This is a genomic window from Paenibacillus germinis, assembly GCF_013141785.1.
Classification (GTDB): Bacteria; Bacillota; Bacilli; order Paenibacillales; family NBRC-103111; genus Paenibacillus_E; species Paenibacillus_E phytorum.
In genome coordinates this window covers 612,329-633,469 of sequence record NZ_WHOC01000019.1, presented here as the reverse complement: position 1 = coordinate 633,469, position 21,141 = coordinate 612,329, and the positions used below count along the sequence as shown (strand labels likewise).

Below are 21,141 nucleotides of genomic sequence, written 5' to 3'. Positions count from 1 at the left end.
GGCCTGTTGGTAGAATACGCGCAATCTGTGAAAATTACATTGAAAAATCCGGTTGAAGGACTAGCCTTGTTCGGACCGCAGGATAAATTTCTGCATGTCATCGAACGGGAGATTCCTGCACAAATCTATACGCGTGAAGCCGAAATAACGATACAAGGGGCTGCTGCGGAAGTGAACTCACTTCAGCAGCTTTTTGAGGTTCTCCTACAGCTCATCCGTAATAACTATACGTTGACAGAGCGAGATGTTTTGTATGCGGTTGAACTTGCGAAGCAGATGAAAACCGACCAATTGCTTGATTTGTTCAAAGGTGAAATTACAACAACACATAAGGGTAAGCCTATACGTGTCAAAACGATCGGACAACGGAAGTATGTCGAGACGATTAAGAAGAAAGATATCGTCTTTGGTATTGGTCCCGCAGGAACAGGTAAAACCTATTTAGCTGTTGTGCTTGCCGTGACGAGGCTTAAGGAAGGGGCCGTCAAAAGGATTGTATTAACGCGCCCTGCTGTCGAGGCAGGGGAAAGTCTGGGCTTTCTGCCGGGGGACTTGCAGGAAAAAGTTGACCCCTATTTACGCCCATTGTATGATGCTCTTAATGATGTTCTTGGACCTGAGCAGGTAGCCAAGTCATTAGAACGAGGACTTATCGAGATTGCACCACTGGCTTATATGCGCGGGAGAACGTTAGATGATTCTTTCATCATTCTGGATGAGGCGCAAAATACAACACCTGAACAAATGAAAATGTTTCTGACAAGACTTGGTTTCGGTTCCAAAATGGTGATTACCGGGGATGTTACGCAAATTGATTTGCCGCGCGGCAAATCGTCCGGTCTCGTAGAAGCAAACCGCATTCTCGGTAATATCGAGGAACTTGGCTTTATTTATTTTGATGAGCAGGATGTGGTTCGACATTCACTTGTTCAGAAAATCATTGTTGCGTACAATGCTGAAAATGATAAGTAACTGAGCAGGGTTGTTAGGTAGAGAGGAATGACCTTCCGTGAAGAAAAATGAAGTGCAAATGAAAGGCAAATTTCATTACCAGCTGAACGGATGGAAATACAGTACAGGAATACGGGTACTGTTGTTTCTCTTGCTGGCGTTAATTTTTTATATGTCCCTTTACGTCAAGCTTGTACCTCAAGTTTATGATATTGTGTTAGGAACGACGAGCGAAAAAACCATTTATGCTCCAAGACAGATCGAAAACGCAATTGCTACTGAACAAGCGAAAGAAGATGCTGCCAAGCGCGTACAACCTGTATATCAGATTGTAAATCTCAAAAATGACACAACTATTGATGCTATTTATGACAAATTATTGCAAATCAATGAGGATGTTGAAGTGAAATTTGATGATAAAGTTAATATTTATCGTCGGGCAATTCCACAGCTCATCAGCGATATGCAAAATCAATCGATTAAATCACTTCGTAACAGCGGTCAATATAACGATTTATTGCTTGAACAGATCCAGCAGGGGCTTGCAGAACAGCAGTATCCATTGCCAGAGGAAGCTTATTTCAAGCTTCCGAGATTGACGAAGGACGATTTGGCTGCCATGCGGGATGTGAACAAAGACATTGTAGGCAAATTGATGAATGATCAGGTATTGGATGCACAGACGGCTAGGGCTAAAGTAGCTGAACTTGTAAATACGTCGAATCTGGCGAAGAACACGTCGCGCGAAATGGTGACGGAAATCTCTAGGGCCATCCTGACGCCTAATAAGTTTTTTGATCAAAAGGGAACCGAGGATGCCAAAGGACAAGCCAGAGAGAACGTGAAACCGGTATATATTAATAAGAATGATGTCCTCGTAAACGTCGGGGATGTCATAACGGAAGAGATATATGCTAGGCTGGATAAACTAGAACTACTAAAGGACAAAGCCAACTATTTGCCTCAATTAGGGCTCAGTGTTCTTTCAGCGCTCATGTCTTTTGCTATTTATATGTTTGTCCGACAAAGCACATTGCCGATCAAGTATAATAATTCTCAACTCGTGATGCTCATTCTTATTTTTCTTATCAATGTTATGGGAATGAAAATGGTCTCTCTCGTGCAAAATTTGGACTATCCTTATATTGGTTATCTGGCTCCGACAGCATTAGGAAGTATCCTGATTGCTATTTTACTGGATGCTCCACTAGCGTTTATTTCTTCGGTCTTATTTTCCTTAATGGCAAGCATAATTTTTAATACAGAGCATGTGTTGCTTTTTGATTTCAAGTACGGCTTAGTTAGTTTGGTTATTTGTTATAGTGCAGTGTTTACGATTCAAAGGGCAAGCCAACGGGCTACCATCCTGAAGGCTGGTCTCATGATTGCCTTCTTCTCCATGTTAACGATAACATCGATGCTGTTGATGGAAGATCATTTTCAGAAGAAAGAAGCCCTTCTGTCGCTTTCTTTCGCGGCTGCTGGCGGATTATTAACGGTTGTGTTCGTTATTGGGCTGCTGCCCTTTTTCGAGGTCGCATTCGGGATTCTATCTCCGCTCAAACTGGTGGAACTCTCAAATCCGAATCATCCTTTACTGCGTAAGCTGCTTACGGAGACACCTGGGACCTATCATCACAGTGTCATGGTAGGTAATTTGTCCGAGGCCGCAGCTGAATCCATCGGAGCCGATGGGCTGCTGTGCCGAGTTGGCTCTTATTATCATGATATCGGCAAGACCAAGCGCCCAAGCTACTTTATTGAAAATCAAACGAATATTGAGAATCCGCATGATCGAATTGATCCGAATTTAAGTAAGTCCATCATCATAGCGCATCCTCGTGATGGCGTTGAAATGCTTAAAGATTTCAAAATGCCTAAGCCGATAAGAGACATTGCTGAACAGCATCATGGGACGACACTGCTGCACTTTTTCTATCATAAAGCGATGAAACAAGCCGAAGAAGAGGGCAGTGAGAAAGAAATCCGTGAAGAGGATTTTCGTTACCCAGGTCCCAAAGCGCAATCCAAAGAAGCAGCCATTGTGGGTATAGCGGATAGCGTAGAGGCAGCTGTTCGATCACTGCGTAATCCTACGCTTGAGCAAATCGATTCAATGGTGCACAAAATTATTAAGTCCCGTTTGGATGACGGACAATTTAATGAGTGTGATCTCACGCTCAAAGAACTCGATAAGATTGCCAAAACATTAAACGAAACCTTGTTAGGGATCTTTCACTCAAGGATCGAATATCCAAGTGAACTAGCTCCAAAGAAGTCAGGGGCTTGATAATATCTACGACAAATTAAAGGAGGGCACATAATGGCAAGTATGGATTTAACGTTAGAGTGGAGTAGTGAGCAAGAAGTGAAAGAAATCACGCCTGCTTTTATTGAAAAGCTTGAAGAGTTGCTGCGTTTAGCAGGCGAGCTTGAAGGCGTTACGGAGGGGGAAGTTGCCCTTACATTCGTAGACGATGAAGCGATTCAAGAGCTTAATAAACAGTACCGTGACTTAGATAAACCGACCGATGTCCTCTCGTTTGCGATGAGCGAGTTCGGAGATGATGAAATTCGTATCAACTACGAGGATGATGGTGAAGCCGACTTAGATGATCTTCAAGACGGTGAGACTGTGTCTGAAGGGTTCATTGAGCCTTTAGGCGATATTATCATTTCGGTTCCCCGTGCCATCGCTCAGGCTGAAGATTATGGACATTCCGTTGAGCGTGAGCTCGGATTTCTATTCGTTCATGGGTTCCTACACTTGATCGGCTATGATCACCAAAGTGAAGAGGAAGAGAAGATTATGTTTGCTAAGCAGGAGGATATTTTGCAGAAGGCAGGTTTGACCCGCTAATGTCGGACGGCTTCCGTAAATGGCGCAGGAGCTTCAGGTATGCCTATGAAGGAATCAAATATGCCTTAGATACGCAACGCAATATGAAATTCCATTTTTGCGTTGCTTTTCTCGTTTTGTTGGCAGCGCTTTTAATCCATCTTCCCAAAACGGACATTCTGTTTATTCTGCTAGCGGTAACGCTAATGATTGTTACTGAGCTCATCAATACGGCTGTGGAGAAAACCGTGGATTTGGCTATGCCAGAACGCCATCCGTTAGCCAAAATTGCGAAGGACGTCGCCGCGGCGTCCGTATTGGTGTCCGCAGGTTTTGCCGTGATTGTAGGCATGATTGTATTCTATGAGCCTATCGATCACTTGCTACGAAATTCAAGAATGCAGGATACTCCGGTATCCGCGGGAACGATTTGGGTCCTTATTGCCCTTGTTGTTTTGACGGTCATCGTAATTGAGACACGTTTCTCGGATAAAGGGAAACTGGTACGACCTAGCTTGTTGACAGCTGTTGCCTTCGCAATTGCTACTGTTATTACGATTTTCGTCTCGCAAACGATAGTTGCACTGCTTGCATATACACTCTCTGTACTTATTTTTATTATGTTATATGACAAAAGGAAGAGACCATTTCCAGCACTAATTCTAGGAGCACTCATTGGCATCATGGTCACAATCCTCGCTTTTTCCTGCCTTAACATGCTATAACGTTAATATAAAATGAAAGTAGGTTGATGGCAATGAATCAACAAGATCTCATTGAACACGCGAAAGAAGCGATGAAAAGAGCCTATACACCTTATTCGAATTTTCAAGTTGGTGCGGCGCTTCTTGACGCAAACGGTCATGTGCACTATGGCTGTAACGTAGAAAATGCTGCATACGGACCGACCAACTGCGCTGAGCGAACTGCGTTATTCCGTGCCATCGCAGATGGTCATAAGGCAGGTTCCTTTCAAGCTATAGCGGTGATGGGGGACACAGAAGGTCCTATTTCCCCATGTGGTGTGTGCCGCCAGGTATTGGTGGAGCTATGTGAACCGGATATGCCAGTTTACCTTGGTAATATGAAAGGTGATTTTGCAGAAACTACCGTGTCGGCCTTATTGCCGGGTGCTTTCACAACGAAAGATTTGCATATAAATGGAGGATAACTAGAAGTGGCTAAAAAAGAATTTAAATCAGGCTTTGTCGCTATCATCGGACGCCCGAACGTTGGGAAATCAACGCTGATGAACCAAATCATCGGGCAAAAAATTGCAATCATGTCAGATAAGCCTCAGACAACAAGAAACAAAATCCATGGGGTTTATACATCCAATAATGGCCAAATTGTTTTCCTGGATACGCCAGGTATTCATAAACCGACTTCCAAATTAGGCGATTACATGAGTAAAGTGGCGCATGGGACGCTTGGGGAAGTGGATGCGGTGCTGTTTTTGGTTGATGTTGCCGAAGGGATTGGCGGCGGTGACCGTTATATTATCGAGCAGCTAAAGCATGTTGAAACGCCTGTCATTCTGGTATTAAACAAAATTGACCTTGTTCAACCTGAAGCACTGTTGGCGATTATTACAAATTACAAAGATTTGTATAACTTTGCTGAAATCGTGCCGGTTTCTGCTCTCAAGGGTAACAATGTAACAACACTGTTGGAACAAATTGTTCGTTATTTGCCGGAAGGTCCGCAATACTACCCAGCCGACCAAATTACAGATCACCCGGAACAATTCGTATGTGCTGAACTCGTTCGTGAGAAAATCTTGCATTTGACGCGGGAAGAAATTCCGCATTCCATTGCCGTTCAGATTGAAGACATGCGTGTCGAGCCCAATGGTGTAGTCCATATTTCTGCGGTCATATTTGTTGAGCGAGATTCGCAAAAAGGTATCGTCATTGGCAAGCAAGGAAGTTTACTCAAAGAAATTGGACGGCAGGCTCGCCGTGATATCGAGACGCTGCTTGGCTCCAAAACATTCTTGGAACTGTGGGTTAAAGTGAAAAAAGACTGGAGAAATCAAGACAGAGTTCTGCGTGATCTTGGCTTCCGCCACGACTAATAGGTTTTTTCCTAAGAGTTCCAGTTTTTATTTCGCATAGAGAAGCTTCCTCTGCGCATCCTAAGAACATCACGTTCAATGGGGAGGATGCTGAACATGAAAGATTTTTCGTGGACGTATTTTTCAAAGACCGGTGATGTAGATGCCTATCTGCTGTACAAACAAGTTTCCGGAGAACCGGGTATGGACACCGATGTACAGGAAGAGGATCAAAGTAACGAAGAGCCGCTCGAAGGTCTGAATATGTAAATTCATATTCATTAGCTCGTAAGTCCAGAGCGGCATTCATGGGGGAAGTCATTTGCTGCGCAGCGTACAGGGGATTGTACTCCGTAGTATGGACTATGGAGAAGGAAACAAGATCATTAGTCTATTCACTCCCGAGCTAGGTAAGGTTGGTGTCATGGCTCGGGGTGCTAAGAAAGTGAAAAGTCGACATGCCGCCGTTACGCAGCTTTTTACGTACGGCGATTTTGTTTTTTTCAAACAAAGGGGTCAGATGGGATCTCTGAATAGTGCTGAGATAATCGAAGCACATCATGCTTTACGAGAAGATTTACATATGTCTGCACATGCTTCCTACTTGGTAGAGATGACAGATCGAATGCTTGGAGACGAAGAGGGCAGCACTTATATATTTGAGCAGCTGAAAGCTGGATTAATGGCTATTGAAGAGGGCAAGGACATGCAGATCGTCGTTCACCTCTATGAAATGAAGATGTTTGATCTAGCCGGTTATCTCCCTGTGACAAATGCTTGTGTCTCCTGTGGAGAAACATCGGGGATTACAACCTTTAGCCCTGCAATGGGCGGGACTTTATGTGCTCGCTGTCGATACAAAGATGCTGCGGCTATTCCTATCGGTGAAGGAGCGCTTAAGCTTCTGAAAATATTTCCTAGCATGGATATGCGCAGACTTGGTGCCGTGCAGGTAAAGGAAGAAACGAAAGCACAGTTGAAGACCTGTATGCGAGCTTATATGGATATCCATATTGGTGTTCAGTGGAAATCCAGAGGCTTTATCGAGCAAATGGAAAAATATAATATATAGTGTTGATGTCTAATTTGACATGTGAATTCGGCTTTGATATGATGTGGTGGAAAACACCTCGCCCTTGTGCTGTCCGCATATCGGTGAGGTTTTTCTCATGCTTTCGTTCTGTTTGCGTCTACTTTACATACAAATGACTAATGTAGGGCCTCGTCCCTGCTGAAAGGGGCTTAGGGAAATGGACCACCCACTACCTACTCGCGTATATGTTGTTTCGGATTCAGTTGGGGAAACGGGAGAATCTGTCGTGCGAGCCGCTGCGATGCAGTTTCATCCTGTACCCGTTGAAATTATGAGAGCTCCATTTATCCATGATTTTGAAGGAATAGATAAAGTCATCAATGCGATTAGAATACATGGCGGAATTGTCGTGTTTACCTTAGTTATTCCTGAATTGCGAGACGATCTGATTGCCAAAGCGAAGGAGTACGATATCCCGCATATTGACTTGCTTGGGCCAATTGTTGCTACCTTAGGTCAAGCACTACACCAAGAGCCTCGCAGACAACCGGGAATGATTCACCCGCTTGATGAAGATTATTTCAAAAAAGTTGAAGCGGTTGAATTCGCGGTCAAATATGATGATGGTCGAGATTTTAGCGGCATACAAAAAGCAGACATTATCTTATTGGGTGTTTCTCGTACGTCCAAAACACCCTTATCCATGTACTTGGCGCACAAAAGATTTAAAGTCGCTAATGTTCCATTGGTACCTGAAATGCAGCCTCCTGCTGCGATTTATACGGTTCCAAAGGATAAGATCATTGGACTGCGGATTGACCCGGATAAATTGAATGTCATACGCCAAGAACGGCTGCGAACATTAGGGCTTGCAGAAAATGCAACCTACGCCAATGTAGAACGTATTAAAATAGAACTAGCTTTTGCTGACAAAATTATGAGCAAAATTGGTTGCGTCATCTTTGATGTTTCCAACCGTGCCGTTGAGGAGACAGCAAGTTTAATCATGGACCATATCGAACGAGTCCAGTAAGGTTTTATGTTTTCCCTTGCAGGATTTTTTGTAAGTCCATCGTATATAATAGTACGGTGAGATTTCGTCTAGAGAGCAGGGGCTGAACTGTATGCGAGCGAGAAGTATTATCGTTGATGCTGATGCTTGTCCAGTAAAATCCGAAATTGAGCAAGCTGGTAGGCAGTTTGGTGTACAAGTTATGCTAGTTGCTTCTTTCGATCATCGGATGAAGGAGAACCCTGGCGTGAAGGTCGTTCAAGTGGACCGTTCCGATCAATCTGTCGATTTATATATTGCCAATCAGATTCAGCAAGGTGATATTTTGGTTACACAAGATTTTGGACTCGCCGCCTTAGGATTGGCTAAGGGATCTATTTGCTTAACGAATCGAGGGCAGGAATATACCGATAGTTCGATTGATTTCTTATTGGATCGTCGCCACGCATCGGCGAAAATGCGCAGAAGCGGAAAGCATTCGAAGGGGCCAAAACCTTTTACGGAGGCAGATCGTCAAAATTTTCTACATGGTTTGACAAAACTTTTAAAATATTTGCAGGAAATCGAAAACAAGTAGCGAATAGTAATTAGTCGGAAAAGCGACCTGAATTGTAGGTGGAACAAAAATGAGGTACGGACGCATACCTGAAGAGGTCATTGAGGCTGTACTTAAGCGCCATGACATTGTTGATGTCATTGGTAGGCACGTACATTTGAGCAAGCAAGGGCATTATATGAAGGGGCTATGCCCGTTCCACTCTGAGAAAAGTCCTTCTTTCACTGTCACACCAGAAAAACAAATTTATCGTTGTTTTGGTTGTAATGTGGGGGGGAATTTGATTCGATTCGTAATGGAAATCGAAGGACTTAGTTTCGCCGAGGCCGTTAGCAAGCTGGCTGAAGAAGCGGATATCCCAATCACTTGGGAAGAAGCGACAGAGGAGCAAAATGAGCAGCAGCAAGAGAAAGCAACCTTGTTAAAAGCTTATGATTTTACCGCAAAATTGTATCATTATATTCTTGGCAACACGGAACAAGGCAAAGTGGCTAAGGGGTATTTGGCCTCAAGAGGAATATCGGATAAGCTGATCGATACTTTCCAAATTGGTTATGCACCGGCCATGTGGGACACACTCGTTCAACAGCTAGATAAACGAGAGTTCGACTTAGCCCTGATGGAGAAGGGCGGTTTAATCTCTGCCAAGCATGAAGGTAACGGCTATGTGGATAAGTTCCGGGAACGCATCATGTTCCCTATTTGCGACTCTACTGGCAAAGTTATCGCATTCGGAGGCAGATCGATGGGCGATGCGCAGCCCAAATATTTAAATAGTCCGGAGTCCATTCTTTTTAATAAAAGTCGGACAATGTACAACCTACATCTGGCTAGACCCAATATGCGTAAGCTTCAACAAGCAGTTCTATTTGAAGGCTATGTGGATGTCATAAAAGCATGGGAAGCGGGAATTAGTAATGGTGTCGCTACGATGGGGACAGCATTAACGAAGGAACATGCCGCTCTGTTGAACCGAAACGCTGACCAAATCGTCGTTTGTTACGACGGGGATAACGCGGGACAATCAGCTGCATTCAAAAGCATCCCTATTCTAGAAGAGACAGGCAGCCGAGTCACGGTAGCCATGCTGCCAGATGGCAAGGATCCAGATGATTATGTAAGAAACTATGGTTTTGACCGATTCGTACGGGAGATTATTGAGCCAGCCGTACCATCGATGAAATATAAGCTATTGTACATCCGCAAAAATTTTAAGTTGCACGAGGACGGTGACAGACTTCGTTATCTGCAATCCGCTGTGAAATTAATCAGTCATCTTCAATCTCCGATGGAACGTGAACATTATTTGAAACAGTTGGCTTCTGAATTCCCGGAATCTTCGTATGAGGCGATGAAGTTAGACCTTCACGAAATCTTACTGCAATCGGAAAAAAACCGACCAGAGGGGGATAATAAACCAATTCTGTGGAATAATGTTATGAATAATGGGAGAACAGTGGAACGAACACCCAAAAAATCACCTTCGCTTTTGCCCGCTTATCATAATGCAGAACGGTTAATATTGGCGGTAATGATGCATGACCGTGAGGTCTGCTCACAAGTGGAAGCACAATTAGGTGATCAATTCAATGTTGAAGCTCACGCAGTCTTAGCTGCTTATTTATATGCTTACTACGCTCAGAATGCTGAGCCGGATGCAAGCCGATACATTGCCATGCTGCAAGACGAACAGCTGGAGAGCTTGGCTAGTTCCATTGTTATGATGGGTGCTGGTCATGGAATTAACGAACAAGTGATTGACGACTATATTCGCCAAATTCGCAAAGTTCCAATGCAAGAAGAAGTTGAACGTAAGAAAGAAGAACGAGTTCGCGCTGAACGCGCGGGCGACCATCTTAGAGCTGCACAAATTGCTATTGAAATTATTGCCCTAGAAAAACGATTGAAGTCAACTTAGAATTACTGCAATGACTAGGGAGGAGGGAGTCCGTACCATGGCGAATGATCAGCGTACAGAACTAGAGACAGAATTGACCCTGGACCAGGTGAAAGACCAGCTTATTGAGCAGGGGAAAAAGCGGTCCTCACTAACTTACAAGGATATTATGGAGAAATTAGCTCCCTTTGATCAGGATCCTGAACAAATCGATGAGTTTTTCGAACAGCTTTCGGAGCAGGGGATCGACGTAGGGAATGAATCCGATGAGGATTCCATGAATCCAGAAGAAAATGAGCGCGATGAATTTAACTTCGATGATGATCTGGCCTTACCGCCAGGGATTAAGATTAATGATCCAGTTCGGATGTATTTGAAAGAAATTGGTCGAGTACCGCTTCTTTCTGCGGAAGATGAAGTAGGGTTAGCCAAACGGATTGAAAATGGGGACGAAGAAGCAAAGAGACGTTTAGCAGAAGCTAACCTGAGACTCGTTGTCAGTATCGCCAAAAGATATGTAGGTCGAGGCATGCTGTTCCTAGATTTGATTCAAGAAGGTAATATGGGGCTTATTAAAGCTGTGGAAAAGTTTGACCATACCAAAGGATATAAGTTTAGTACGTATGCGACTTGGTGGATTCGTCAGGCGATTACCCGTGCCATTGCTGACCAAGCGAGAACGATACGTATTCCGGTACATATGGTCGAAACGATTAATAAACTTATCCGTGTTTCCCGTCAATTGCTGCAAGAATTGGGGCGTGAACCTACGCCGGAAGAAATTGCCAAAGAGATGGATTTGAGCACAGATAAAGTTCGTGAAATCATGAAGATTGCACAAGAGCCTGTGTCGTTAGAAACACCGATTGGTGAGGAAGACGATTCCCACTTGGGAGATTTCATTGAGGATCAAGAAGCATTGGCTCCAGCTGATGCTGCCGCGTATGAGCTTCTGAAGGAACAGCTTGAGGACGTACTAGATACGTTGACGGAAAGAGAAGAGAATGTACTTCGCTTACGTTTTGGTTTAGATGATGGACGTACACGAACGCTTGAAGAAGTAGGTAAAGTATTCGGTGTTACACGTGAACGGATTCGTCAGATCGAAGCTAAAGCTTTGCGGAAGTTGAGACATCCTAGCCGCAGCAAACGATTAAAGGATTTCTTGGAATAAAGACGCTGTGAGAGGGCCCTGCCAAATTCGGCGGGGTCTTTTTTAGTTTAAAAACTACTACTAAAGCCAGAGGATGAATTCACCGATAAAGTAGCTAGGAAGGTGAGCGAATAAATGGATGCAGAGAAACGAAAAGTGATTGTAAGGGAAATCCATCATTGGCGCAGAAGCAAATTGCTTCCTGAGCATTATTGTGATTTCCTAATGAATTTGTATGTGGATGAATCAACGCCTAAACCTGCTTCATTAATGGGGGTATCCGCATCCTCGGTAGCAAACAGTAATTGGAAAATATGGTTGACCATCATCGCGGTGATTGCCGCTCTGGCCTTATCTGCTCTTAATTTTAACTCTTTTGGATTGCCAATGCAAATTGGAATTTCCACGCTTTTTGTCATCATTTGTTATGGATTTGCATATCGGCATTATCAGAAAGCACCTGTTATTTCTTATTTGCTGTGTGGTGTTTCTTCGATTGCATTGCTTTTTGTCGGTTTGTATTTATTAGATTTATACGCTGTGAGTTCTGCAAATGTATATGTTGGATATTTAGCCTTTTGTAGCAGTGTCTGGCTGTTTAATGGGTTAGTTGGCCGTATGGCCATTTTCCAAATATGTGGGTGGCTGGGGCTAGTCGGCACATATGGGTGGCTATTGCTGCACAAGCTGGATAGCCCTGGGTGGTTCTCACTTGAAATTAGTTGGATTCCGGTTAGTATTGTACTTATATGGATGGCTTGGCTTGCGCATCATACGAATAAGCAAGCGGCTAGTGTGCTTCTCTTAGTCGGGAGTATCGTTTGGTTTGCTCCTGAAGCGATGACGTTTCTGACAGATGTGGATATGAGCTCTCGTCTCATTCAATTATCGTTTACAGGCAAATTAGTTTCTGCAGGCGTGGCATTGTTTTTGCTGCGTAAAAAATGGGTAGAGTGGGTAATGTAACATATGGTGAAATTATCGAAAAGATTGCAAATGATTGCAGACAGAGTTCCTTTAGGATCAAAGGTAGCGGACATTGGTTCCGATCATGCCCTATTGCCAACCTATTTGGCACAACAGGGTATTATTTTGTTTGCTGTGGCTGGAGAGGTGAATCCAGGGCCTTTTGAAGCGGCAACACGGCAGGTTCTTGAAAGTGGATTGTCCAAGAAAATCAGTGTAAGATCCGGTGATGGACTCGCCGTTATTGAGGCTGGAGAAGTGAATGTCATTACGATCGCCGGAATGGGCGGAAGTTTGATGGCGAGTATTTTGGAAGCTGGTAAGCATAAGCTGCAAGGCGTCACTCATCTGATTTTGCAGCCCAATGTTGGTGAAGATCATGTGCGGCGTTGGTTGCTACAGCAGGGCTGGAAGCTAGAATCCGAAACGATTCTAGAGGAAGACGGCAAGATTTATGAGATATTGAAAGCCATAGCTGTGCCGGATGTGGAAAAACTTACTCTGGATGTTCTTTACGCTGAACGTGAACTGCCAGGTGGGGTTAGGGTTTCGAAGGAGCGCTTGCTTCAAATGGGGCCATACTTCATCAGCGAAGCTCCAGATGTATGGTTTACCAAATGGGAAAGCGAGCTGAAAAAGCTGGCCATGATTGAAGGGCAGCTCCAGTTGTCTTCAGCAGAAGCGTCTGTAGCGAAGGCGGAGCAGGTCGGTCAAGAAATGAAGGAAATAAAGGAGGTACTCGCTTGTTTGCAAAAGGTCAAACCGTAATCCAGCTGTTTGAACAGCTGGCACCGAAGCATTATGCGATGCCTGATGATAAAATAGGTTTACAGCTAGGGTCTTTACAGAAGGAAATCCAGAAGGTTCTCGTAGCCTTGGATGTCACCGATGAAGTAGTTGAAGAAGCCATTCAACAAGGTGCTAATCTCATCATTGCTCATCATGCAATTATCTTCAGACCGCTCGCTCATCTGCAAACGGATACGCCTGCTGGTCGTTTATATGAAAAATTAATTAAGCACGACATCGCTGTCTATATCGCTCATACGAATTTGGATGTGGCTGAGGGCGGCGTGAACGATATGATGGCGGATAAGCTCGGTTTGACCGAGCTTACCCATCTGGAGGATGTGCACACGGAGAAGCTGCAGAAGCTGGTTGTTTTCGTCCCTGAGACGCATCATCAGGCTGTGCTGGATGCCCTTTTCACCGCGGGAGCGGGTGGAATCGGGCAGTACAGCCACTGCAGCTTCAACATCCCCGGAACGGGGACGTTCCTGCCGCAGGAAGGGACGCACCCGTTTATCGGGGAAGTAGGCAAGCTTGAACGCGTACAGGAAGTACGCGTAGAGACCATCGTAACCGCCAGCGTCCAGCGCAAGGCGGTTCAGGCTCTATTGAAGGCCCACCCCTACGAAGAGGTGGCCTATGACCTCTACCCGATGGACCTCAAGGGTAGAGTGTTCGGTCTGGGCCGCGTGGGCAAGCTGCCCGCGGCCACGACACTCCGTGAGCTGACGGAGCTCGCGAAGCAGGTGTTCGACGTGCCGGCGGTGCGCGTCGTCGGCGATTTGGAAAGGCCCATCCGTAAGGTGGCCGTTCTGGGGGGCTCTGGCGGCCGCTACATGCGGCACGCCATGTTCGCCGGCGCCGATGTACTGGTCACCGGCGACATCGACTATCACACCGCGCATGACGCGCTTGCGGCGGGTTTGACTTTGATCGACGTTGGACATAACGTCGAGAAGATCATGAAGCGCGGCGTGGCCGATTATCTCGCTGCGCAGTTGGTCAAGACGGACACACAGGTGCTGGCATCCGAGGTGGGGACAGAACCATTCCAATTCCTGTAGGGATAAGGGTTTGAGTTGTAAATGGTATTTGAGGAAACGAACAGCAGTTGTATTTCGAAGGCATTCCTAGTATACTAGCAAATGCATCGGAAAGTTTGACAGACAATCGCTGGCTGTGGGTAAGCCACAGCGAGAGGAAAGTCCGGGCTCCATAAGGCAGGGTGCTGGATAACGTCCAGTCAACGCGAGTTGAAGGATAGGGCCACAGAAATGGACCGCCGATGGTTTCCCGCAAGGGATTCACAGGCAAGGGTGGAACCGTGGTGTAAGAGACCACGAGGTTCTATGGTGACATAGATCCTGGTAAACCCCACTTGGAGCAAGACCTAGAGGAACGCAAGCCGCTTTCGAGGTGGCAGTCTTAGCCTGAGACGCGTTCGGGTTGGTCGCTTGAGCTGTGCAGCAATGTATGGCCTAGATAGATGATTGTCACTTCAATGGTGGCAGGGGACAGACGCCCGCTATGACCACTGGAAGTACAGAACCCGGCTTACGGCAAACTTTCCATACTGTCGGTTACCCGCAAGGCCTAGGCCTTGCGGGTATTTAATTTTTCTAGAAGAAAATTTAGAGTCTCCAGAAGCTTCTATTTCCACAAAAAGTGGCTAAAGATGCAGAATAAGAGTCCTAGAGACCCTTATTTAACTCCCACAAGATAATTAAAAAGGTTGATCAGCGCAGGGGCTGACCAACCTTTTACTTTAGTAGGCATACTTTTTCGTAATGAGATGCATTTGACGAGAAAGGCTTTGCGGGAAGTAAGAAACCTGATTTGAGCTCTGTTCAGCCATTTTGACAGCTTTCACGACATCTATTAATCCGAAGCCGAAATATTTGTCTTTACCTTTTGTACCGAGGTCTTGAGCCGTTTGTCTAATGATTTCGTAAACCTCGGTGTTTTTCAAACTAGGATTCGTAGAACGAACCAAGGCTGCCAAAGCAGTGACATGAGGGCTAGCCATTGATGTACCCGATAACGCGGCATATTGGTTGTTAGGGTACGTACTTGCGATACTGACACCAGGAGCCGTTACGGCAATATAGTCGCCATAATTCGAAAAGGGTGCCTTGTTATTTTGAGAATCACTCGCGGCTACAGCTAATACTTCAGGATAAGCGGCTGGATAGCCAGGTCTTTCTGTATTGTCATTGCCGCTCGCCGCGATGAGTGCCACATCTTTATTGTAGGCATATCGGATGGCATCGTGCAGAAAGCTTGAATCCGCGTAATTACCTAGGCTGAGATTCATAACTTTAGCGCCATGATCGGCTGCCCAAATGATACCTTGCGCGACAGAATAGGTACTACCTGCTCCTGTTTGGTCTAAAACTTTGACCGGTAATACTTTGTTATACCATGTCATACCTGCAACACCCAGATTGTTGTTAACTAGTGCAGAAATAACACCGGTGACATGTGTGCCATGTCCAACATCGTCCTGCGGGTTGTCATTATCACTAATAACATTATAGCCAGGTAAAAGTTTATTACTCAGATCAGGATGCTTCAAGTCAACTCCTGTGTCGACAACAGCAACAATCACATCTTTTGAACCGCGCGTTAATTGCCAGCCCTGAACGGTCTCGATAAGGGGCAGATTCCATTGATACTTACTGTATAAATTATCATTTGGCATAAAATTAGTGGTTATATCTGTTGAGGTCGAAGTTCCCGTATCTGTTGAACTGGAATCATCTTTATTCGCAGCTTCTTGATCGTCATAATAATCATTGGTTAAGTAGAGGAAATGAGGCTCCACATAGACGACATCCCATTTCTTGAAATAAGCCATTAATGCTTTGGCTTCCATGCCCTGCGTGCGAAATACATACGTATAACCAAGCTTTTGGGCTGAAATGGCTTTTATTTCGTTTTTAATTTGTGTTAGCTGAGCATCTGTAGGATCATGCTTGAAGCGGACAACAACTTCATTTTGATGATAGTGGCTTGTTCCTTGATTATCCTCAGGATGATCGACGACTTTATCTTGTAGAGTGTCCGTATCCACAGACTCAACTTTCCAACGATTTTCGCTAGGATAAGGCTCTAGACGCAAGTTTTTCAATTGGTGATCGGTTACTTGATAAAGAACATCCTGATGAATAACACCTACGAGCGAGCTGTCTCTATTAGTAGCAGGAGTACCCTGAACGAAATAAACTTGCTGTGCCGCGCCGAATTTTGGTGATTGATAATGTTTACCTTCATCAACTGCTGCCTTAGCTTCTTTCAAATAGGAGGTGGCCTGTTCTTTGTAAGAACTTGGCACTTCACCTACTGTAATCCCTTTTTCCAGTGGTTGACTTTGTTTCGACCAAATAAGCACATCCATTTTTTCATGTTCTGTTTTCATTTCGCTAAGCACTTTTAACGCGGGCTCTCCGTTTTCAATCTGGCTAAGCATTCGCGAATAATCGATGGAACATTGGCTTCTACATAGATCATCAGTCAGTTTCACGTCCTGTTCCAACAGAGCTAGCTTGGATTTTGTTTCATACGTGGTACTGTACACTTCGGGTCCCGGTTGGTTCTCGTTATTTGAATGGTGTGGGAAAAGGATAATGCCTAGACCAAGAACTAAAGTCATAGATGATAGATAACGCCACATGCTCAGGCCCTCCTTTTTAACTAACTAATTTTCAGGTGACGAAACGATATTTACCTTTGACTAGGGTGAGGAGTGGAGGATTGTTTTATACATGGAAACTGGAGTTTTAGATATACCACTTCGGGTTAATTTATGGTAGGATAGGAATAGCGCAATTATAGGAGGTCTTCATAAATGGCTGTTTTTAATGTGAAAAATATTTGTGATTCAACGCGTACGAAGTTAAAAGAAACGACTGCCAAAATGGAACTGTTTCTGAATCAAAATTCGCTCGCACAGTTAAATGTGGAGAATGATCCTGCTATGGATGAGTTTTACCGCGGTTATTTGCAGGATACTCGCCATCTACTCGTATTTTGTGAAGTGGCTTATGAGAAATTGGGCGTTAGTTTGAGACGTCCTACTTTTAATGTGGATTTTTCGGAAAAAGTACTGTATGAGGTTTATCATACATGTGTCAATACATTTTTCTACCCTAAAAATGAATGCTATTCCGAAGATGGTCGTTACGCTTATACGGGACAAGATGCTATTCGTTTCCGCAAAAAGCCTTCACGTGAAGTGCGTGATTTGACGATTGAGCTGTCCAAAGTATTCGAAGAACTTCGTGAAGATCTGTCTTACTATGAAACAGACTACATCACTCAACGTCGTATGCAAGGCGAAAAGGTATAATTTTAATCGAATTGGCAAAATACAAGAAGGGATGCGACTAAAAGCGCATCCTTTTTCTTTTAAAAGGAGACTTGGTGCATGGAGCGTGAGCAATTAATCAACAGCAGTATCTCGATAATCAAGCTGAATCAGCACCCTAGCGGGGGTTACGTAGCTTCACCGTTATTCCCACCTTACTCTTACAGTTGGCTCCGAGATGGAACTTTTATCGCGAATGCGATGGATCGCTCTATGGAAACTGAAAGTGCTGAGCTTTTCTATCGCTGGGTACATCATGTTTTGAAGGACAAGCGTCCGCGTGTGGATGCGTTAATTCGTAAACAGGAAGCCAAAGAATGGATAGACCGCTCTGAATTTTTTGGGACACGTTATCATTTAGATGGTCGTGATGATTTATCAGAATGGGGACATTTTCAACTGGATGGTTATGGAGCGTGGCTTTGGGGTCTTACGGAGCATATCCGTATAACAGGTCATTCCGAACTATTGAATGAGTTACGGGAGACAATTGAGATTACAGTTGATTATTTGATGACGTTCTGGCATTTTCCGAATTTTGATTGTTGGGAAGAGTTTCCTGATTATGTTCACCCGGCAACATTAGCTTGTGTTTATGGAGGTTTAAAGGCTCTTGGTGAACTAGAGAATCGTGCTCCATTATTGGAGAAAGCGGCGTTGATTAAAAAGTTTATCATGGATCACGCAATCTATGAGGGGCGTTTCGTTAAATCCATTCATTGCTTGGGAGAAGTATGGCAGCCTGCTTTAAATGGTGTAGATGCAAGTCTGTTATGGCTTGCTGTCCCGTTCGGCGTCTGTGAGGTTAATGATCCTATTATGTTGAAGACGGTACAAGCGATTGAAGCCGATCTAAAGCATGGAGGCATCCAAAGATATGTCGAAGATCGCTACTATGGGGGCGGAGAATGGCTGCTGCTAACCGCATGGTATGGATGGTACCAGGCAGAGCTTGGTAATCGTGAAGAGGCTCAGCGATGCTTAGATTGGGTCATGAGTAAAGCAGATAAGCTGGGTCGATTGCCGGAACAAGTGGCTGAAAGTCTTAGAGATCCCTCATCTCACCCGGAATGGATTGCCAAATGGGGAGAGCCAGCACTGCCGCTGCTTTGGTCTCAAGCGATGTTCTTGGTGCTTTCTGACAGCTTAAAATAAGCATAGTTCACCCTGACAGCGGGCAAATTGTTAAAGGGGTGATGATTATGCCGGATGTAAAATGTGCAGTTGCCAATTGCGAATACTGGGCGCAAGGCAACAACTGTAGTGCAGGAACGATTATGATTGAGGTCGATCAGCATGCTGCCGCCAATTACAATGAAGAGTTTGCAGGGGAATCATTTGATACGGATCATCAAGATGCAGCAAACAAAGTAGCTAATACTTGCTGCCACACTTTCAAAGCTAAGAAAAAACATTAAGGTGCGTAACATGGAGGCAGCATGAATAAAGACGATGTCCCTCTGGATGATGCCACCAAGGAGCGATTCCAAAAGGATCAGCTCCGCGTTGAAAGCGGATTGAACCATAAGGAAGAATACGCAGCTGAAATTACAGCACCTATCCGAAGAATCAACTATGCCGAACAGTATAAAACCAATAAGCCAGAGAGGCTTGAAACCCACTCCGATGTGTCTGATGAAGAAGTTGCGGAATTGGTAGAGGCTGTCACACGTAACAAAGCAGTAGGCTATGTCGCTTTGTTCGTTGCCTTGGCTTCTCTTTTTGTATGGCCTGTGTTGTTAGGTGTTTCGGGTATTGTGCTTGGTGTTATTGCGTTTCTTATGGGGAATAAAAGACTGGGGTCTTGGTCAATCGCGCTTGGTTTTATTGCCGTCGCCGCCTATTTTTTGTTAGTACCCTTTTATGCATGATCGATTACATGCAAGCCGAGCAATCGGCTTGTTTTTGTTTTTTCTTTGAAAAATCGGGTAAATTCGCGTTTCAAAGGGATAAATAGCGGGTAGAGACTCATTAAGGCATCGTTTTAGTGCGTATACTCCCATTTGCTCGTACTATTTGGCTTCAGGAGTCATATTCGCACCTTTGAATGATTACAGTATTATTATATAATGAAAAGTGATAATTCAAATTCAAATCGAAATTAAGGGAGGTGTACCTATTCTCCTTGGTGCGGTAATCGTGCTTGATAGGGGATAGGTAAGGTATTGGAAGATCCTTTGCCCGGAACGTTAATCAGTTTTCTGTTAATGTTTGGACTGGTCATATTAAATGGTTTTTTTGTCGCAGCTGAATTCGCGATGGTCAAGGTAAGAGGTAGTCGCATTGATTCGCTTGTTGGAGAAGGTCGCCGCAATGCGAAATTTGCACAAGGAATCATGAATAATCTCGACGCCTACTTAGGTGCTTGTCAGCTCGGGATTACACTTACTTCGTTGGGACTTGGTTATGTCGGGGAACCGACGTTCGCCAAAATTCTGGAACCGTTATTCGCTCCTCTGAATTTGCCAGATTCGGTGTTCCACACGATTACCTTCATTATTGCTTTCTCCTTAATGACCACATTGCATATTACATTAGGCGAACAGTTCCCTAAGACGTATGCGATTCGTAAAGCTGAACAAATAACTCTGCTATCTGCAGGGCCCATGGTATTTTTCTACAAAGTGATGTATCCGTTTATTTGGTTATTGAATGGTATATCGAACTGGATGTTACGACGTGCGGGAATCGAGCCTGCAACTGAACATGAATCGGCGCATACGGAGGATGAAATTCGTGTCCTTATGAAAGAAAGTCACAAAAACGGACTTATAGATAATACAGAGCTCACGCTTGTTGATAATATATTTGGATTTGCAGAGACGACTGCCAGGGAAATTATGATTCCAAGAACAGAAATGGAATGTTTGTATGCCGGACTTTCCTATTCTGAGAATCTTGCGATTGCCATTAAAGAAATGCGTACGCGCTACCCGGTATGTGATCCGGACAAAGACAATATTATTGGCTTCGTCCACATCAAGGATTTACTCAAGCCGGATGCGAACTTGAAAGGGATCAAGAAAATTATCCGACCGATAACGACGGTTCCAGATTCGATTCTTATCAGTGATTTGTTAAAAATGATGCAGAAAAGAAAAAGCCAGATGGCACTGCTCATTGATGAGTATGGTGGAACATCAGGTCTTGTGACACTGGAAGACATTATGGAAGAAATTGTTGGAGAAATTCAAGATGAGTTCGATGAAGAGCGTCCTACAATCGAAATCAAGGATGAAAACACCTATTCCATTGATGGATTGCTGCTAATTGATGAAGTGAATGAGTATTTCGGACTTGAAATTGAGTCGGATGATTATGATACAATCGGTGGATGGATTTACTCGAAAACAGAGATACCGCCAAGCAAGAACCAGCAAGTAAGTTACAATGATGAGTTTATTTTTATTGTTGAAGAGACAGATCATCTACGGATTTCTCGTGTCATGGTAAGAAAATTGTCGGATGAGAGTGAGTTACTGCAGCAAAACATTTCTTGAGATGGAAGAGAGACTGTCAAATG

General features: G+C 44.3%; 21 protein-coding genes and 1 other RNA gene. 21 read left to right on the top strand and 1 reads right to left on the bottom strand.

The window, feature by feature from the left end; all coding sequences use genetic code 11:
• The first annotated feature begins 6 nt into the window (after positions 1-6).
• The 16 genes from GC102_RS05335 to rnpB all read left to right on the top strand — a co-directional run bounded on the left by GC102_RS05335 (position 7) and on the right by rnpB (position 14,824).
• Positions 7-972, top strand: coding sequence for a PhoH family protein (locus tag GC102_RS05335; protein ID WP_171688488.1), 966 nt, complete (start codon positions 7-9; stop codon positions 970-972).
• 58 nt (positions 973-1,030) lie between these two features.
• Positions 1,031-3,241 (top strand): HD family phosphohydrolase, encoded by a 2,211-nt coding sequence (locus GC102_RS05330; RefSeq protein WP_171688597.1) that lies wholly within the window; start codon positions 1,031-1,033, stop codon positions 3,239-3,241.
• Between the two features lie 42 nt (positions 3,242-3,283).
• Positions 3,284-3,811, top strand: a complete 528-nt coding sequence (ybeY, locus tag GC102_RS05325; protein WP_171688596.1) for an rRNA maturation RNase YbeY — start codon at positions 3,284-3,286, stop codon at positions 3,809-3,811.
• Entirely contained in the window at positions 3,811-4,515 is a 705-nt protein-coding gene (locus GC102_RS05320; RefSeq protein ID WP_171688487.1) for a diacylglycerol kinase, read from the top strand. Before ybeY ends, GC102_RS05320 begins: the two co-directional genes overlap by 1 nt.
• Positions 4,516-4,547: 32 nt before the next feature.
• Positions 4,548-4,961, top strand: a complete 414-nt coding sequence (cdd, locus tag GC102_RS05315; RefSeq protein ID WP_171688486.1) for a cytidine deaminase — start codon at positions 4,548-4,550, stop codon at positions 4,959-4,961.
• A 6-nt stretch (positions 4,962-4,967) separates the two neighbouring features.
• Positions 4,968-5,867, top strand: a complete 900-nt coding sequence (gene era, locus GC102_RS05310) for a GTPase Era (protein ID WP_057303091.1) — start codon at positions 4,968-4,970, stop codon at positions 5,865-5,867.
• Between the two features lie 96 nt (positions 5,868-5,963).
• Positions 5,964-6,116 (top strand): YqzL family protein, encoded by a 153-nt coding sequence (locus tag GC102_RS05305; protein ID WP_082562144.1) that lies wholly within the window; start codon positions 5,964-5,966, stop codon positions 6,114-6,116.
• Positions 6,117-6,168: 52 nt separating this feature from the next.
• A complete protein-coding gene (gene recO / locus GC102_RS05300) occupies positions 6,169-6,918 on the top strand; it encodes a DNA repair protein RecO (RefSeq protein WP_171688485.1) in 750 nt (249 codons plus the stop codon).
• A 178-nt stretch (positions 6,919-7,096) separates the two neighbouring features.
• Positions 7,097-7,912 (top strand): pyruvate, water dikinase regulatory protein, encoded by an 816-nt coding sequence (locus GC102_RS05295; RefSeq protein ID WP_171648292.1) that lies wholly within the window; start codon positions 7,097-7,099, stop codon positions 7,910-7,912.
• A 91-nt stretch (positions 7,913-8,003) separates the two neighbouring features.
• On the top strand, positions 8,004-8,468 hold the full coding sequence (locus tag GC102_RS05290) for a YaiI/YqxD family protein (RefSeq protein ID WP_171688484.1): 465 nt from the start codon (positions 8,004-8,006) through the stop codon (positions 8,466-8,468).
• Between the two features lie 49 nt (positions 8,469-8,517).
• A complete protein-coding gene (gene dnaG, locus GC102_RS05285; RefSeq protein WP_171688483.1) occupies positions 8,518-10,365 on the top strand; it encodes a DNA primase in 1,848 nt (615 codons plus the stop codon).
• 37 nt (positions 10,366-10,402) lie between these two features.
• The gene (gene rpoD, locus GC102_RS05280; protein ID WP_028558036.1) at positions 10,403-11,518 is read left to right on the top strand and encodes an RNA polymerase sigma factor RpoD; all 1,116 of its coding nucleotides are present in this window, start codon (positions 10,403-10,405) and stop codon (positions 11,516-11,518) included.
• A 114-nt stretch (positions 11,519-11,632) separates the two neighbouring features.
• Positions 11,633-12,463, top strand: coding sequence for a hypothetical protein (locus GC102_RS05275; protein WP_171688482.1), 831 nt, complete (start codon positions 11,633-11,635; stop codon positions 12,461-12,463).
• Between the two features lie 3 nt (positions 12,464-12,466).
• Positions 12,467-13,231 (top strand): tRNA (adenine(22)-N(1))-methyltransferase, encoded by a 765-nt coding sequence (locus GC102_RS05270; RefSeq protein ID WP_171688481.1) that lies wholly within the window; start codon positions 12,467-12,469, stop codon positions 13,229-13,231.
• Positions 13,207-14,316: a Nif3-like dinuclear metal center hexameric protein gene (locus tag GC102_RS05265; protein WP_171688480.1), complete on the top strand. Its 1,110-nt coding sequence runs from the start codon at positions 13,207-13,209 to the stop codon at positions 14,314-14,316. The genes GC102_RS05270 and GC102_RS05265 overlap by 25 nt, the downstream gene beginning before the upstream one ends.
• A gap of 90 nt (positions 14,317-14,406) precedes the next feature.
• Positions 14,407-14,824: RNase P RNA component class A (rnpB, locus tag GC102_RS05260), an RNA gene on the top strand.
• 193 nt (positions 14,825-15,017) lie between these two features.
• Here rnpB and GC102_RS05255 read toward each other — a convergent pair.
• A complete protein-coding gene (locus tag GC102_RS05255; RefSeq protein ID WP_171688479.1) occupies positions 15,018-16,925 on the bottom strand; it encodes a S8 family peptidase in 1,908 nt (635 codons plus the stop codon).
• 174 nt (positions 16,926-17,099) lie between these two features.
• Here GC102_RS05255 and GC102_RS05250 point away from each other — a divergent pair, with 174 nt between their 5' ends.
• From GC102_RS05250 to GC102_RS05230, 5 genes are all read left to right on the top strand, one after another.
• A complete protein-coding gene (locus GC102_RS05250) occupies positions 17,100-17,600 on the top strand; it encodes a YpuI family protein (RefSeq protein WP_029195899.1) in 501 nt (166 codons plus the stop codon).
• Between the two features lie 78 nt (positions 17,601-17,678).
• Entirely contained in the window at positions 17,679-18,773 is a 1,095-nt protein-coding gene (locus GC102_RS05245) for a glycoside hydrolase family 15 protein (protein WP_171688478.1), read from the top strand.
• Between the two features lie 47 nt (positions 18,774-18,820).
• Positions 18,821-19,036 carry a DUF1540 domain-containing protein gene (locus tag GC102_RS05240; RefSeq protein WP_171688477.1) on the top strand — a complete coding sequence of 72 codons (216 nt, stop codon included), beginning with the start codon at positions 18,821-18,823 and terminating at the stop codon, positions 19,034-19,036.
• A gap of 21 nt (positions 19,037-19,057) precedes the next feature.
• The gene (locus tag GC102_RS05235; RefSeq protein WP_171688476.1) at positions 19,058-19,489 is read left to right on the top strand and encodes a hypothetical protein; all 432 of its coding nucleotides are present in this window, start codon (positions 19,058-19,060) and stop codon (positions 19,487-19,489) included.
• Positions 19,490-19,825: 336 nt separating this feature from the next.
• The gene (locus GC102_RS05230) at positions 19,826-21,118 is read left to right on the top strand and encodes a hemolysin family protein (protein ID WP_171688595.1); all 1,293 of its coding nucleotides are present in this window, start codon (positions 19,826-19,828) and stop codon (positions 21,116-21,118) included.
• Positions 21,119-21,141 lie beyond the last annotated feature (23 nt).

Bases quoted from the DNA above. Each gene is read 5' to 3' on its own strand.
- GC102_RS05330 (WP_171688597.1), top strand. From the start codon at position 1,031: ATGAAAGGCAAATTTCATTACCAGCTGAACGGATGGAAATACAGTACA.
- ybeY (WP_171688596.1), top strand. From the start codon at position 3,284: ATGGATTTAACGTTAGAGTGGAGTAGTGAGCAAGAAGTGAAAGAAATC.
- GC102_RS05320 (WP_171688487.1), top strand. From the start codon at position 3,811: ATGTCGGACGGCTTCCGTAAATGGCGCAGGAGCTTCAGGTATGCCTAT.
- cdd (WP_171688486.1), top strand. From the start codon at position 4,548: ATGAATCAACAAGATCTCATTGAACACGCGAAAGAAGCGATGAAAAGA.
- GC102_RS05305 (WP_082562144.1), top strand. From the start codon at position 5,964: ATGAAAGATTTTTCGTGGACGTATTTTTCAAAGACCGGTGATGTAGAT.
- GC102_RS05295 (WP_171648292.1), top strand. From the start codon at position 7,097: ATGGACCACCCACTACCTACTCGCGTATATGTTGTTTCGGATTCAGTT.
- GC102_RS05290 (WP_171688484.1), top strand. From the start codon at position 8,004: ATGCGAGCGAGAAGTATTATCGTTGATGCTGATGCTTGTCCAGTAAAA.
- dnaG (WP_171688483.1), top strand. From the start codon at position 8,518: ATGAGGTACGGACGCATACCTGAAGAGGTCATTGAGGCTGTACTTAAG.
- rpoD (WP_028558036.1), top strand. From the start codon at position 10,403: ATGGCGAATGATCAGCGTACAGAACTAGAGACAGAATTGACCCTGGAC.
- GC102_RS05275 (WP_171688482.1), top strand. From the start codon at position 11,633: ATGGATGCAGAGAAACGAAAAGTGATTGTAAGGGAAATCCATCATTGG.
- GC102_RS05270 (WP_171688481.1), top strand. From the start codon at position 12,467: ATGGTGAAATTATCGAAAAGATTGCAAATGATTGCAGACAGAGTTCCT.
- GC102_RS05255 (WP_171688479.1), bottom strand. From the start codon at position 16,925: ATGTGGCGTTATCTATCATCTATGACTTTAGTTCTTGGTCTAGGCATT.
- GC102_RS05250 (WP_029195899.1), top strand. From the start codon at position 17,100: ATGGCTGTTTTTAATGTGAAAAATATTTGTGATTCAACGCGTACGAAG.
- GC102_RS05245 (WP_171688478.1), top strand. From the start codon at position 17,679: ATGGAGCGTGAGCAATTAATCAACAGCAGTATCTCGATAATCAAGCTG.
- GC102_RS05240 (WP_171688477.1), top strand. From the start codon at position 18,821: ATGCCGGATGTAAAATGTGCAGTTGCCAATTGCGAATACTGGGCGCAA.
- GC102_RS05235 (WP_171688476.1), top strand. From the start codon at position 19,058: ATGAATAAAGACGATGTCCCTCTGGATGATGCCACCAAGGAGCGATTC.
- GC102_RS05230 (WP_171688595.1), top strand. From the start codon at position 19,826: ATGTTTGGACTGGTCATATTAAATGGTTTTTTTGTCGCAGCTGAATTC.